This window comes from Deltaproteobacteria bacterium (assembly GCA_016219225.1).
In the GTDB taxonomy this organism is placed as follows: domain Bacteria; phylum Desulfobacterota; class RBG-13-43-22; order RBG-13-43-22; family RBG-13-43-22; genus RBG-13-43-22.
This window is the reverse complement of the sequence record JACRBX010000174.1, coordinates 1-13,703: the sequence shown is the minus strand read 5'-3', so window position 1 is coordinate 13,703 and position 13,703 is coordinate 1. Positions and strand designations below refer to the sequence as shown.

Annotated in this window: 14 protein-coding genes; 9 read left to right on the top strand and 5 right to left on the bottom strand. The window is 51.8% G+C overall.

Going from position 1 to position 13,703, the window contains the following annotated elements; genetic code table 11:
* The first annotated feature begins 75 nt into the window (after window positions 1–75).
* The 9 genes from HY879_15305 to HY879_15265 all read left to right on the top strand — a co-directional run bounded on the left by HY879_15305 (window position 76) and on the right by HY879_15265 (window position 5,173).
* Window positions 76–387, top strand: coding sequence for a winged helix-turn-helix transcriptional regulator (locus HY879_15305; protein MBI5604705.1), 312 nt, complete (start codon window positions 76–78; stop codon window positions 385–387).
* Between the two features lie 14 nt (window positions 388–401).
* Window positions 402–584 (top strand): hypothetical protein, encoded by a 183-nt coding sequence (locus HY879_15300; protein MBI5604704.1) that lies wholly within the window; start codon window positions 402–404, stop codon window positions 582–584.
* Between the two features lie 39 nt (window positions 585–623).
* Window positions 624–857 carry a winged helix-turn-helix transcriptional regulator gene (locus tag HY879_15295; GenBank protein ID MBI5604703.1) on the top strand — a complete coding sequence of 78 codons (234 nt, stop codon included), beginning with the start codon at window positions 624–626 and terminating at the stop codon, window positions 855–857.
* A gap of 70 nt (window positions 858–927) precedes the next feature.
* On the top strand, window positions 928–1,293 hold the full coding sequence (locus tag HY879_15290; protein ID MBI5604702.1) for a rhodanese-like domain-containing protein: 366 nt from the start codon (window positions 928–930) through the stop codon (window positions 1,291–1,293).
* A gap of 39 nt (window positions 1,294–1,332) precedes the next feature.
* Window positions 1,333–2,667: a thioredoxin family protein gene (locus HY879_15285; GenBank protein ID MBI5604701.1), complete on the top strand. Its 1,335-nt coding sequence runs from the start codon at window positions 1,333–1,335 to the stop codon at window positions 2,665–2,667.
* Window positions 2,668–2,753: 86 nt separating this feature from the next.
* Complete coding sequence (locus HY879_15280) at window positions 2,754–3,008, top strand: hypothetical protein (protein ID MBI5604700.1); 255 nt, start codon at window positions 2,754–2,756, stop codon at window positions 3,006–3,008.
* Window positions 3,009–3,099: 91 nt separating this feature from the next.
* Window positions 3,100–3,795 carry a TVP38/TMEM64 family protein gene (locus HY879_15275; GenBank protein MBI5604699.1) on the top strand — a complete coding sequence of 232 codons (696 nt, stop codon included), beginning with the start codon at window positions 3,100–3,102 and terminating at the stop codon, window positions 3,793–3,795.
* 99 nt (window positions 3,796–3,894) lie between these two features.
* A complete protein-coding gene (locus tag HY879_15270; GenBank protein ID MBI5604698.1) occupies window positions 3,895–4,224 on the top strand; it encodes a TusE/DsrC/DsvC family sulfur relay protein in 330 nt (109 codons plus the stop codon).
* 4 nt (window positions 4,225–4,228) lie between these two features.
* Window positions 4,229–5,173 (top strand): lactate dehydrogenase, encoded by a 945-nt coding sequence (locus tag HY879_15265; GenBank protein ID MBI5604697.1) that lies wholly within the window; start codon window positions 4,229–4,231, stop codon window positions 5,171–5,173.
* Window positions 5,174–5,308: 135 nt separating this feature from the next.
* Here HY879_15265 and HY879_15260 read toward each other — a convergent pair whose 3' ends face one another.
* The 5 genes from HY879_15260 to HY879_15240 all read right to left on the bottom strand — a co-directional run bounded on the left by HY879_15260 (window position 5,309) and on the right by HY879_15240 (window position 13,548).
* Entirely contained in the window at window positions 5,309–6,871 is a 1,563-nt protein-coding gene (locus HY879_15260; GenBank protein MBI5604696.1) for a carboxyl transferase, read from the bottom strand.
* A 163-nt stretch (window positions 6,872–7,034) separates the two neighbouring features.
* A complete protein-coding gene (locus HY879_15255; GenBank protein MBI5604695.1) occupies window positions 7,035–8,585 on the bottom strand; it encodes an acyl-CoA carboxylase subunit beta in 1,551 nt (516 codons plus the stop codon).
* 19 nt (window positions 8,586–8,604) lie between these two features.
* The gene (locus tag HY879_15250) at window positions 8,605–10,236 is read right to left on the bottom strand and encodes an AMP-binding protein (GenBank protein ID MBI5604694.1); all 1,632 of its coding nucleotides are present in this window, start codon (window positions 10,234–10,236) and stop codon (window positions 8,605–8,607) included.
* Window positions 10,237–10,491: 255 nt separating this feature from the next.
* Entirely contained in the window at window positions 10,492–12,213 is a 1,722-nt protein-coding gene (locus HY879_15245) for an AMP-binding protein (protein MBI5604693.1), read from the bottom strand.
* 141 nt (window positions 12,214–12,354) lie between these two features.
* On the bottom strand, window positions 12,355–13,548 hold the full coding sequence (locus HY879_15240) for an ABC transporter substrate-binding protein (protein ID MBI5604692.1): 1,194 nt from the start codon (window positions 13,546–13,548) through the stop codon (window positions 12,355–12,357).
* Between the last annotated feature and the right edge of the window lie 155 nt (window positions 13,549–13,703).

The following is a 13,703-nucleotide window of genomic DNA, read 5'->3' as shown; positions in this document are numbered from 1 at the left end:
TAAATTAATCTAAAAAGCGGCTTGATCGATTTTCACAGGGGAGGAGAAAAATTGGTATCCATAGAAGAGAATATAATGACCCAATGGGCGGAGGCCTTCTCTACCGTGGCCTTTCTGGCCAAAAGCCTTTCCGATGAGAACCGCTTACGGATCCTTTTATTCCTGGGGAATGGAAAAGAATCGGTATCTCGCATTGTGGAAGAGCTTAATATTTCCCAACCCCTGGTTTCTCATCACCTGAAAGAACTGAAAAGGTCTTTGCTGGTCAAGGTCGAAAGGAACGGGCCATTTATTTACTACGAATTGGCCGATAAAAGAATAGTCAATGTTTTAAAAGACCTGCGGGTTCTGGCCAATGATTTATTAGCCAACCGGAAGACATTTTAACCAAGGAGGATGGTATGAGTTTAAAAACTCTGCAACGGATTGTCGATAATTTAGAGCCCAAAGAAGCCTTGAGAGAGATGGCCGGTATCATAAAAAAACTCTTCCCCCTTTTGGATGAGCAGGCCCGTCTGGATTTTGTGGTTGATTTGATCGGAGATGCCGGGTCGGACAAAGTTTCCAGCCTGGTCCATCTTTGACTGGCCGAGTGCATGGACGAAGGTGTCGATCCAACCCGTATGTGTCAAAGTTTAGTGGATAAGGTCTTCCAGTCCAAACAACTGAAGGCCGTGGCCGACCCGGAAATCCTGGTCCTTTTTGAAGACTGGCTGGAGGAATTGGAAGAGGAGATTATTGCGCAAGTGAGAAAGAATCCTTCCCAGGATCCGGCAGTTCTGGCTGAAGGGTTAGGGCTATCCAAATCCGGAACCCTTTTCCTGATTACCAAGTTACAACTGGAAGGAAGGATATAACCATCTTTGGATTGCGGATTGCGGAATGCGGATTTTGGAATGAAAAACAAAACCATTTCTAATGAATGGAATGCTCATGGAAAATCGTAAAACTATTATAGTGGCTTTTATAGCAGTGGCCCTGGTCATTGGGAGTCTCTGGTTCACCAACCGGGCCGTGACCCCGAAAGAGGCCACCTGGGAGGATGTCCTGGTCGAGGCCAAGGCCGGCGGCTACGGGATCATCAAGACCCAGGATTTATGGGATCGCTATCAGAAGGATTCCACGAGTATACTGCTGGTGGATACCCGCCAGGAGTGGGAATACCGGACCGGGCATCTTAAAGGGGCCCTCAATTTTCCTATTGAACCTACCTGGTATTCAAGGTGGCGAAAACAGAAGCCTTTGGAGACTTTCCTGGGGACGGACAAGAACCGGTTTATCGTTTTTTACTGAGCCGGGTTGACCTGAGTCCGCAGTGACTCGGCAGCCCGGGTGGCTGTTAAGTTGGGATATAAAAACGTTTTCCGTGATCCTTATGGGTATCCGGAATGGCAGGCAAAAGGATTGCCCGTAGAAAGCAAACCGGCCGGTCTTTCCGAAGGGACGGCTCCCCCCCAAGCCCCTGGTCCTCTATACGGCTGGGCCATGGTCTGGACACTCCTAGGGATCTTTGTCGGCGGGATCGCCCTGAACCTGACACCCTGTGTCTATCCGCTTATTCCCATTACCGTTTCTTATTTCGGAGGCCGTAGCGGGCAGGGACAGGGCCGGCTGGTGCTCCATGGGTTTTTTTACATCGGGGGTTTATCCCTGACCAATTCCATCCTGGGGGTGATAGCCGCCTTAACCGGGGGACTTATGGGGGCCATGCTTCAAAATCCTATAGTCCTGATTATCATTGCGGCCATACTGGTCTTTTTTGCCACCAGCCTCCTGGGTTTTTGGGAACTGCGTCTGCCTGAAGGCCTGAACCGGATGGCCTCGAAATCTTATGCCGGTTATTTCGGGACGTTATTTATGGGGTTGACCCTTGGATTGGTGGCCGCCCCTTGTATCGGTCCTTTTGTCCTGGGTTTGCTGACCTGGGTGGCCAGTATGGGCTCCCCCTGGCTGGGCTTCCTGATCTTCTTTACCCTCAGTCTGTGGCTGGGACTGCCCCTTTTTCTTTTGGCTGTTTTCTCGGGAAAGATCGAAAAGCTCCCCCGTTCCGGTGAGTGGATGCTCTGGGTGCGCAAGCTTATGGGCTGGGTGCTGGTGGGTATGGCCGCCCATTTTATCCGGCCCCTTTTGCCGGAAAGCTGGGGGATCATCCTTCTGGCGGCCGTGGCTTTTTTGGCCGGAATCCATCTGGGGTGGTTGGATAAAACAAAGGCCGCCTTCAGGTCCTTTAACTGGCTGAAGACCGGCGCCGGATTGGCCGGAATAATCATAGCCACCCTGCTCATCGGGTCCTGGGGTTTTCGTGGACCCGGGGTGGCCTGGCAGCCCTATTCGGATCAACTTTTAGGAGAGGCCCGCAATCTGAAGAAACCGGTCATCATCGATTTTTATGCCACCTGGTGCACCCCCTGCCGGGAGCTGGAAGATATTACCTTTCACGATGCGGCTGTGGTCCATGAGGCCGCCCGCTATTTTGTCATGATCAAGGTGGACCTGACCCAAGGGGGAAACCCTGTCTACGAGGCTTTGTTAAAGCAATATGCAGTCAAAGGGGTTCCCACCATCGTCTTTTTAAGTGACCAGGGTAAGGAATTGGGAAATCTCCGGTTGGTGGATTATCTGCCCCCGGATCAATTTTTAAAACGCATGGCCGAGGCCAGAAAATAAATGCTGCGAAAGGAGAAAAAAACATGGTAAAAGTAAGCTGTTTTATGAACGAACCGAACGGCAAGCCCTGAAAGCACTTTCAGGAGATGTTGCCCAGGCTGGGCAAAAAATATGAAATTCAAACCGAGGTTATTTCCAAGCCCCGGGCCGAATTCCAGACCGATGAATATTTCGAGCTGGACCTGCCGGTGGCTCCCGCGGTCATGGTGGACGACGAGATCGTGGTCGAAGGCTCCGATGTGGCCGAGGATAAACTGGAAAATGTCATTCGTGCCCATCTCGGACTGGAGCCGATGGAGCCAGAAAAGAAGGGGCTATTGGGACGACTATTCGGTCGTTAAGGGAAGCAGATCGAAGTTGCTCACGGTTACCGATAGCCTGAGCAAAGAAAGGTGAATCCTGTAAATCCTGTCAGCAATAAAAGGGCGGCAAATGCAAACTGAAGAAAACCCGAAGTCCAAAGGTAAAAAAGGGGCGGTCATAAAAGCTGCTATTTTGGCGGTTTTTATCATCGCCGCCATTTACCTGGTCCGTTACACACCGGTAAAAGAATTTTTAACCGTCCAGGAGATGAAGCGGTTTTTAGATACCGCCGGCTTCTGGGCCCCCCTGGTTTTTATTCTCATCTATACCCTGGCCATCTGCCTTTTTGTGCCCGGTACCATAATAACCGCCTTGGGAGCGGCCATATTCGGAGCTTACTGGGGATTTGTCTATGTCTTGGCCGGGGCCATCCTGGGGGCCACGGTCACCTTTTTTATCGGCCGCTATCTGGGAAGGGATTTTGCCGCCTCGGTTATCGGGGATAGACTTAAAAAATATGACGAGGCCATCGAACGAAACGGTTTCGCCACGGTCCTCTATTTACGGTTGATTTATTTCCCTTTTACGGCCATGGATTTTGGCATGGGCCTGACCAAGGTCCGTTTCTGGGATTATTTTTGGGGTACCTTACTTGGGATCATCGTCGGGACTTTTGTCTTCACCTTTTTTGTCGGAACGATCAAAGAGGTCTGGGCCAGCGGGGATTGGGGTCAGCTTATTTCGGGCAAGGTTTTTCTCTCCATAGGCCTTTTTGTTTTTTCCTTATTCATCCCTAAGATCATCAATAAATTCAAAAAGGAATAGTCCCTGAACCAAAGGAAAGGGTTTTCCCCGTTGACTTGAAGCCATTTCATCCTTATTTTTATTTAATCCGGTAAATCCTGTTAAAAAAGGAGGGGACCAATGCCTACGCTCGACTATCAAGGGTTAAAAATCAAGATCAACGATGAAGGGTATCTCGAGAATTTTGATGCATGGGACGAAACCGTGGCCTGTGCCCTGGCTGAAAGAGAAGGGGTCGGCAAGACCTGTCCGATGAACCAGGAACAATTGGAGATATTAAGATTTATCCGGGAATATTATCAAAAGTTCCATTCGGTCCCTATCGTCCGGGCGGTCTGCACCAATGTCCATCAACCCCAAAAATGTGAATATATCCAGTTCCCGGATCCCATTACCACCTGTAAGATCGCCGGCATCCCCAAACTGGAAACAGGATATGATTTAATGTAATCAGATGAAGATCCTTTTTGCCGCTCCCGAAAATGCCTGGGGAGGTTTTTTCCATAAAATCCGAAAGGAACTCCCGGAGCACGATTTTAAAGCCGCCGGCCGTTTCGGGGTGGATACTTTAAAGGGGATTCAGATCCTGATCCCGACCATGACTCTTATTACCCGGGAGATGTTGGCCGAGGCCGATGATCTGCGTCTGATCCAGCAGTGCGGCGTGGGGCTTGAAGGTGTGGACTTGGAAGCGGCCGGGGAATTGAACATCCGGGTGGCCAATGTGCCATCGGACGAATCAGGCAATGCCGATTCGGTAGCGGAATTGGCCATCTATCTGATGATCGGTCTGGCCAGAGACTTTCGGGGTATGGCCCGTAGTCTGGCCGACCGGAAGATGGGCGAACCCCAGGGCCGTGCCCTTCAGGGTTTGACCGTGGGCCTGGTGGGTCTGGGCGGAATCGGACGGGCCTTGATCAAACGACTAAAGGCCTTTGACGTCCATCTCATAGGAATAAAAAGGACCGACCCTCAAAAGGCCAAAGAGGACCTGGGACTGGATTGGGCTGGAGGTCCGGAGGATTTTGGAGAACTCCTTCGGAAGGCTGATTTTGTGGTCCTTTGTCTCCCGGTAACCAGGGAAACCCAAAAGATTATGGACCGCAAGAAGTTTGCCCTGATGAAAAAGAATGCTTTTCTCATCAACCTTTCCCGGGGAGGTCTGGTGGATCGGGATGCCCTGCTGGAGGTTTTGGTCTCCAAAGGGATTGCCGGTGCCGGGCTGGATGTATTCTGGGAAGAACCACCGGACCCCGAAGATCCGGTCTTTGTCTATAACGTCCTGGCTACTCCGCATATAGGCGGCTCCACCGATGTCTCCATGAGGGGGATTGTTAAGACCGTGACAGAAAATATCCGCCGGGTGGAACGAAACCAGGAGCCCTTGTATCTCAGATGACGAACGAATCCATTTTAATGAACTATTTTTACCGACACCATTGATTCAAGCAGTTTGGTGCCCAAGCCAACATCACCGCTTTTTCTCATCCAGGATCCGGTGATACAGTTCACGGAAGATGAAGATAAAATATCCTTAGAATTTCGTTGGCCAGTTGGCCAGGAGGTGTTTCCCGATGCCCCCGGTGTGCCGGTCCCGGCAGATGTCCAGGGCCTGAAGGATAAAATGGCGCGTCTCCCGGGGATCGATGACATCATGGATATAGTGCCTGGCGGCGGCCGAATAGGGGGCGCTGTCCAGGATCATTTGTTGAACGAACTGCTCTTTTTGTACGGCCATTTCCGGGGAGCTTTCCATCTTTCCGGCAAAGACCACGTTGGCGGCGATCTCGGGGCTGACGAAGCTCATCTCGGCCGTCGGCCAGGCCACGATAAAGTCTGTGGCACATCCCGAGCCGGCCATATTCCAGAAGGCCATCCCGTAAGCCTTGCGGATTATAACCGTGATTTTGGGTACGGTGACCTGCCCCAGGGCATTCATATAATTCATGACCCGGGCCCCCACGCGATTTCGTTCGGCCTCCCGGCCCACCAGAAAACCGGGGGTGTCCTCAAAAAATAGCAAGGGGAGGTTATAGGAATCGCAAAGAACCAGAAAGCTGATGATCTTGTCGATACCGTTGGTATCAATGGCCCCGGCCTTGAAGAAGGGCTGGTTGGCCACGATGCCCACCACCTCGCCGCCCAGGCGGGCCAGGGCCGTAATCACACTTTTGGCAAAAAGGGGCTTGATGGGAAACAAGATGCCGCCGTCGACGACGGTTTTCAAAAGCTTGTTCATGTCATAGGCCCGGTTTCTTTTTTCCGGAAGGATTTCCAGAATCCTGTCCATTTGGCTACCCGATCCTTCTGGTACGGGTTTAAGGGGTGGTCTTTCTTCACAGTGAGAAGGCATATAGGAGAGGTAGTCCCGGATGATGGCGAAACATTCCTCCTCATTCTCCGCCACCCGGTCGGCATTGCCGGTGACTTCGGCATGGACTTTCCATCCCCCTAATTCTTCGTCGGTTATCTTTTCACTGATAGCCAGCTCCAGAACCCTCGGGCCGGAAACGCCCATGGCACTGCCTTTGACTTGGACCACGAAATCCGAAAGGCAGGCCATCCAGGTGGGGGCCCCGTAACATTCTCCCATTATAGCGGTAATCATGGGCGACTTGCGCACCCGGCTCATATGCCTGACGAAGGTATCAAAACCCCCCCCGCCGTAAGAGGCGAGGCCCTGGGCACCCATGATATCGGGCATGCGTGCCCCGCCGGCCTCTCCCAGGTAGATTAAGGGAAAGCCCTTATGTTCGGCCAACCGCTGCAGATCTCCTTCCTTGCGGGCAGCTACCCGGCTGGAAGTGGCTGCAAGGACAGTAAAGTCATTGGCAGTAACGGCGACTGTCCGTCCGTCAATTTTTCCATAACCGGCGACTTTACTGTCTGCCGGGGTCTTGTCTTCCATCCCGGGCATATCCGAGCAGTTCAACAGGCCCACTTCCAGAAAGGTATTGGGATCCAGAAGCCGGGGTATCCTTTCCCTGGCAGTCAGTTTTCCCTGGTCATGCTGGATTTTTATCTTTTTCGGCCCCCCCATCTGCAGGGCCTTTTCTTTTCGTTTTTGTAATTCGGTAAGTTCTTTCTCGAAGGGCATGGGACTCCTTTATGAAAATAATATCCTTGAAATCTCTCCAAAGATATTTGAAATTCTTTATTCAGATTGTTTAAGGAGCACTTCGTTTGAGGGAAGAGGCAACTGTCTTTAACCTCAAATCGTCGAAGACGAACGCTCCTCAAGCGTAGCGATCCTTTTCCCCTCAGGGCATAATCCCGTGCCGATAGACCGGGGTCGCCGGAAGGCTTCGGCTGTTCAGGGCCAGCTCCAGGGCCCGGATAATCCGGGGCCTGGTTTCCCGGGGATCGATCACATCATCGACATTAAAATTGGCCGCCGCCCCGTAAGGCCCGCCTAGTTCGGCAAATTGCCTTTCCAGTTCCCGTTTTTTGGCCTCAGGGTCAGGGGAAGACTCTATCTCTTTCTTGTAGGCCGCCAGGATACCCCCGGCTGCCGGGATGGCCCCAAAATCAGCCGTGGGCCAGGCCAATACGGCCGCCTGCCCGGCCTCGGCCCCTCCCATGGCCGATCCCCCGTAGCCGAAGGCCTTCTTGATCACCACGGTGATAATCGGTACATCGGCAAAAGCCAGGGAATAGGCACAGGCCAACCCGTCCCGTAAGGTGCCCTCACGTTCGGCCTGGCTTCCGGTCATGACCCCGGGGATATCAGTCAGAAAAATAATGGGCACATGATAAGCGCTGCACAGGTCGACAAAATGTCGGTATTTCCTTGCTGCCTTGGCATCCACCGCACCGGCCATAAATTTCGGTTGATTGGCGATGATCCCCACCGTATGCCCGCCCATCCGGGCCAGGGTCGTGATGAGGTTGGGGGCGAAATGGGGCTTGACCTCAAAAAAGACCCCATTATCGACGACGCAGCAGATGATCCGCTTCATGTCGTAGGGGATATTACGTTCCGCCGGCACGATGGTCAGCAGTTCTTCTTCCATGCGGTCCGCCTTATCACCGGAATCTAGATAAGGGGGATATTCATAGGCATTGAGCGGCAAATAGGAAAGATATTCCTTGGTCATGGCAATGGCCTGTTCATCCGATTCGGCTTCGTTATCGCCTAAGCCGGATTGGCGGCAGTGAATTTTGGTCCCCCCCAGATCCTCTTTGGAGACCACTTCCCCGATGGCCGTGTAAACTACCGGCGGGCCGCCGGCAAACAGTTGCCCATGGCCTTTGACCATGATAATAAATTCGATCAAGCTGACCTGGAGCGAAGAGTCTCCTGAGCAGGGCCCCATGGCAATGGCTACTTGAGGGGCTATGCCGGAATGCCTGGATATCTCCAGAAAATGACTGACATGAGGCAGCCCCATGTTGATGGTCTCTTCTGATCTGGCCCCGGCCCCATCCATCATCCAGATGATGGGCACCTTGGCCTTCCGAGCCATTTGGACGGTGCGCCAGTTTTTGAGCCAGTGGGTACGGCCCACCGAGCCGCCCAGCACAGTAAAATCCTCGGCAATGCTGCAGGCCATCCGTCCATTGATCTTGCCGTAGCCCACGATTACCGCATCGGCCGGGGTCTTTTTGTTTTCCTTTTTCAGCCGTTCGCTGGGGCTCATGGCCAGCAGGCCGTATTCCGTATAGTTCCCGCCATCAAAAAGAAGGGCCAGCCTTTCCCGTGCGGTCAGTTTTCCCTGGTCGTGCTGTCGTTTGATCTTTTCCGGGCCGCCCATTTCCAGGGCCGTGTCCCTTCGCTTTTGAAGGTCTGCAATTTTTTTCTGCCAATCCACTTTTCGAGTCCTTTTTTTATTATTTTATTAAACGGCGCAGAATTTTTCCGGCCCCGGTAACCGGTAGACTCTCCCGGAACTCGACGACCCGGGGGTACTTATAGGAGGCCATTTTTTCTTTGGACCAGGCAATCATCTCCGCTTCGGTAATCTTGCCCCTGTACTCCGGCTTAAGAACGATAAAGGCTTTGACGCTTTCACCCCGGGCCGGATCCGGAACGCCGATGACCCCCACCTGGGCCACTGCCGGATGGTGCAGGAGCAAGACTTCCACGTCCTCCGGGAAAACACTGTAACCGGAACACTTGATCATTTCCTTGATGCGGCCCATAAAATACAGATACCCGTCGTCATCGATCCGGCCGATGTCCCCGGTCGAGAGCCAGCCGTCCCTCAAAGTGGCCTGGGTGGCTTCCGGTTTGTTCCAGTATCCCTTGAACACCCCCGGATTACGGATGACGATCTCTCCGGGCTCATTTACGCTCAGTTCTTTTCCTGTTTCCGGATCCATGATCCGCAGGTCCGTATCAAACAGGGGAATTCCGGTGGGACCGAATTTAACTTTATCATAGGGCATGGCGCAATCACAGGTATGGGTCTCACTCAATCCGTACCCGGCCTCCCACACCGGCGACCCTTTGGTAAATTCCCGCCACAGGCCAGCGACGTCTTCAGTCAAAGGCACGCCGAAACTGGTGCAGGAGGTGTAGCGGAGTGCGCTCCAATCGATCTGCCCGGCCCTGGGGACCTTCATAATGGCCAGCAGCATGGGGGTGATGGCATACCAGTTCGTACAGTGATATCTTTCAAAAGCCCTGACCACTGTTTCCGGATCGAACCGGGTCAAAAGGACGGTCGTTGCGCCGCCATAGACCGGCATGCCGAGCCCCTGCACATTCCCGGCGATATGAAAGACGGGCATTACCGCCAGGGAAATATCATCCGCCAGGGACCGGGTGAATTGAGAACTTTGGGCGATCTTGAATAAGGCATTGCCGTAAGTCAGCATGGCCCCCTTGGGCCGGCCGGTGGTCCCGGAAGTATAAACCATCATGGACACATCGTTCCAGATATCAATGGCCACCTCCGGGACCTCCGCAGGATGATCGGCCAAAAGGGCTATAAAATCCTGTGTGTTAAGATAGACTTTTTTCTCCTTCCGCAGTTCATCGGGCAAAGGCAGGGTCGGCTCCGGCGGAAGCATGTCCCCGTAATTGGTCACCACCACCGCTTCCAGATCGAGCTTATCCCGGATCTTTTCGACCACTGGATAAAGATCATCGGTGGTCACCAGGACCCCGGCTCCGGCATCCTGGATCTCATATTCCAGCTCCCACTCCTTGAACATGGCGCTGCAGGGGGTGACAACGGCCCCTATCATCTGGGTCCCGTAATGGGCTATGATGTACTGGGGAGAGTTTTGCATGAAAAGGGCTACCCGGTCCCCTTTGGTGATCCCCATCCCGGTCAGGTAATTGGCAAAACGCCTGGTGTAATCGGCCAATTCCTTCCAGGTGATTTCCCGGCCGTAAAAGATATAGGCCGCCTTATCCGGAAAATCCCTGCCATTCTGTTGCAGGTATTCATGAAGGGGTTTTTCACCGAGACGGTATTCCAGGTTTTTTGAAATACCGGCCGGCCAGCTTTTCATCCAGATCCGTTCCACTGTTCATCCTTTCTATTATCAATTAACTTTTAAAAAGCTGTTTCACCGCCGAGACGCTGAGGACGCAAAGAGGGAACATTTTCCCTTTCTGTTGAGAGGACAGAAAGGGAAAAGCTTTCGTTATACTCGAGAATTTATTAGCCGCAGGCCAGATTTTTTGTGCCATCCCGCCTCTCAGGGGATTGCACAATAATGATTCTCTCTGCGTGCTTTGCGACTTTGCGGTGAACAATTCAAGGCTTATCTTTTCAATTCCTCAAGAATCATCTTTTTCAACTTGTATTTTTCCACCTTATTGGTCGGCGTTCTGGGCAGGTCATCAATAAACCGGATATGCCTGGGCCACATGAATTTGGGCATTTCAACGGCCAGCCATTTTCGGAGAGCCTCTTCCTCCAGTCCCGACTTTTGCGCCCTGGTGACATAGACGACGATGTCATCTTCCTCCCCTTCGGCCGCCGGGACGGGAAAGGCGGCGCACACTTCTACTTCCGGATGGCTGTTGATGAAGTCTTCGATTTGATAAGAAGAGATGTTTTCACCCCTGGCCCTGATAAAACCGCCCATGCGGTCCACAAAGTAATAAATATTATTTTCATCTTTATAGCAGGCATCTCCGGTATGAAACCACTGATTCCGGAAAACCTCCACGGTAGCTTCGGGTTTATTGAAATAACCGTCCAACATGGAATAAGGCACCTTGCTTCTGAAGGCCAATTGTCCATATTGGCCCGGCCCTAATACTTCATCATGCTCATTTAGAACGGCCGGCTCCAGGACCACCGAGCGGCCCATAAATCCTTTTTTGATTTTATCCGTTCCCTTCAACATCGGGTAGCCCCATCTCCGGCAAAACTCTCTAATCTCTTCGCCGGTAAAGCCTTTGTGCAATTCCGGAGGCGTACCCTCGCCTTCTTCCAACTCGTCAATAAGGCCGACAAAACCGTTTCCCGCTTCGGTCTGGCCGTATCCCCCGGAGACAAAATCGATCCCGAACCGCTTAGCCACCTTATGATGGTACTGGGGCAGGGGCTGCATATGGACCCTTTTCAGGGTATTATAGCGGTCTTGCGTCGTTTCCGGGGCATTCATCAGCCAGGGGATCATGACATCCAATAAAGTAGCATGATTCGCCCCGCTTTCTTCGATCCGTTTCCAGAAATCCTTGGGGCTGAATTTGTCCCACAGGGCTATATTGGCCCCTCTCCAGGCCACCCGCACAAAATTGCTGATAGCTCCGCCCACATGGTACATGGGCAGGTCGTTATAGATCACATCCTCTTCATGGGTAAATCTTCGGAGGTTGAAGGTGTACTGGGCCATCCAGCGATGGGACTGGACCACCCCCTTGGCCGGTCCCGTGGTGCCGGAGGTATAGATGATATTGGCCGTGTCCCAATAATTGATCTCCGTATCCAGATCGGAAGGATCGCCGTTCAACAGATTTTCAAATTCATAGGATCCAAACTTCTTATCCAACTCCAGACTCGAAAGATCAGGATTAAAATCGTGTTCATCCCGATTGGGCTTTCTGACGATAACCTTTAAGGCCGGCAGATCCGCTTGAACGTCATTTAAAAAAGGAAGCAGGGATTGTTCGGTAATCAGTATTTTCGGCGCCGTATCATTTATCTGATAGGAAAGCAGCCGGCCCTTGTAATTAAAATTAATGGGACTGAAGACGGCCCCGACCTTCCAGATGCCGAACATCGAAAGGACGGTGATCAAGGGATTGAATAAATATAACGAAATCCGGTCCCCCTGGTGAACTCCCAAGGCCTTAAGGGAATGCCCTATTTTATTGGTTAAGGCATTAAATTCCCGATAGGTCAGATGGTTTTTTTCTTCGCCGTAATAGAGAAATTTCTGGTCCCCTTTTTTGACGGCCCATTCATAAAGTTGGTTAACCACACTGGGTCCGTCTTTTCCGAACTCCTTTTTTAATTCTTCCAGATCCATCATAGTCCTCCTGACAGCCAGGGTTTTCCTGATAGTTTTCGATAAGGCTTGGGTGGGTGAAGCGGAGAAGCGGGACGTGGGCATGCAAGATTCTTGATAGGGGCGGGTTTCAAACCCGCCCCTGATCTGCATCCATATCCCGGATTAATCCAGAATTCCTTTGGCCAGCGGGGCCGCCATGAGCCAGATCAATTTTCCTTGCTTGATCTCACAGAGATTCGCCGGAAAGAGGATCTGACGTTTGATCCCATAGAGTTTCATGCCGCCAAAGCTGTTGGGTCCGAAAGAACCCTCCCAGGTCAGGTTCTCCAGCGCACCGGCCACCTTATTCGGATCTAAGCTCTGGGCCTTTTCAATAGCCTTGGTCAACCCGAACAATAACCCATAGTTGCTGTAATAATTGGGATTCCATTCATTTGCCGGATATTGTTTTAGGAATCTTTTATAGAGATCTTTCTGTAAGTCTGTTTGGGGTTCAGGAACCGTTGTCCCCAAAAAGACCCCTTCAGCCAGAGGACCGGCTATCTCCAGAACCTGTTTGGGATTCGGCCCCCAGGCCAGGTGGATCTTGCCCTTATAACCCAGCTCCCGGGCCTGCTTTAATATAAGGGCCTGACTGGTGGGATCGGTATACCCTGTGTCAATCAGATCGGGTTTCTTGGCAATCACCCTGGTCAGAACAGCGGAAAAATCCTTGGTTCCCCGCTGAAAAAATTCTTCGGCCACTATGGTGACGTGAGCAACTTTGGCTACAAATTGGGCGGCGTGCATACCGTCCCTTCCGGTTTCATCGTCCGGATTCAAAACGGCTACTGTCTTGAATCCGCCCTCCCGCTTTTGTAAAAAGGGCCAGACCGCGGAATAGGCCGTTTCCAGGATGGGGTTGTGTCTGAAAACCATGGGGTTATCGGGATTGGTGGTGTTTTTGCCACCCACCGCCGAGTTCATGGACAGGATATTGTTGGTCTTCAATAAGGGCATGCAGGCCAGGAGACAGGAACCGCCCAGGACATTCACAAACTGGACCTTATCGGAGAAAATAGCCTTATTCAGGGCCTTCACCGCTTCGCCGGGAACGTATTTATGGTCATAAGAAAAAATTTTCCACTTATACGTTTCTCCTTTGATCTTGATCCCGCCTTCTTCATTGATTCTATCGGCCGCAATCCGTAAACAACGGTCCTGGGGAATCCCCCAGGGGGCAGCCGGACCGGTCAGGGCATTTAGAAAACCGAAATTAATTTCCTTGTCAGCCCAGGCCGGGGTAATGCCCCCGGCAAGACCCCAGGCGACCACCACCAAACCAACCATTACTGCAGAAACCCATTTTTTCATCATTTCCTTCCTCCTTAAAAAAAATAAGATTTAATTAAAAAATGTTCGTTATCAATTTAGCCATTTGAAAACTTGAAACTTTACATTGAAAATCCTGACATACTTGCACGTCATTCCGGTGAAAACCGGAATCCAGGTTCTTTTCGTCTCAGCATAAC

Excerpts from the sequence above, each read along its gene's own strand:
- HY879_15240 (MBI5604692.1), bottom strand. The coding sequence starts at position 13,548 with ATGATGAAAAAATGGGTTTCTGCAGTAATGGTTGGTTTGGTGGTGGTC.
- HY879_15275 (MBI5604699.1), top strand. The coding sequence starts at position 3,100 with ATGCAAACTGAAGAAAACCCGAAGTCCAAAGGTAAAAAAGGGGCGGTC.
- HY879_15260 (MBI5604696.1), bottom strand. The coding sequence starts at position 6,871 with ATGCCCTTCGAGAAAGAACTTACCGAATTACAAAAACGAAAAGAAAAG.
- HY879_15265 (MBI5604697.1), top strand. The coding sequence starts at position 4,229 with ATGAAGATCCTTTTTGCCGCTCCCGAAAATGCCTGGGGAGGTTTTTTC.
- HY879_15295 (MBI5604703.1), top strand. The coding sequence starts at position 624 with ATGTGTCAAAGTTTAGTGGATAAGGTCTTCCAGTCCAAACAACTGAAG.
- HY879_15250 (MBI5604694.1), bottom strand. The coding sequence starts at position 10,236 with ATGAAAAGCTGGCCGGCCGGTATTTCAAAAAACCTGGAATACCGTCTC.
- HY879_15300 (MBI5604704.1), top strand. The coding sequence starts at position 402 with ATGAGTTTAAAAACTCTGCAACGGATTGTCGATAATTTAGAGCCCAAA.
- HY879_15280 (MBI5604700.1), top strand. The coding sequence starts at position 2,754 with ATGTTGCCCAGGCTGGGCAAAAAATATGAAATTCAAACCGAGGTTATT.
- HY879_15270 (MBI5604698.1), top strand. The coding sequence starts at position 3,895 with ATGCCTACGCTCGACTATCAAGGGTTAAAAATCAAGATCAACGATGAA.
- HY879_15305 (MBI5604705.1), top strand. The coding sequence starts at position 76 with ATGACCCAATGGGCGGAGGCCTTCTCTACCGTGGCCTTTCTGGCCAAA.
- HY879_15290 (MBI5604702.1), top strand. The coding sequence starts at position 928 with ATGCTCATGGAAAATCGTAAAACTATTATAGTGGCTTTTATAGCAGTG.
- HY879_15245 (MBI5604693.1), bottom strand. The coding sequence starts at position 12,213 with ATGATGGATCTGGAAGAATTAAAAAAGGAGTTCGGAAAAGACGGACCC.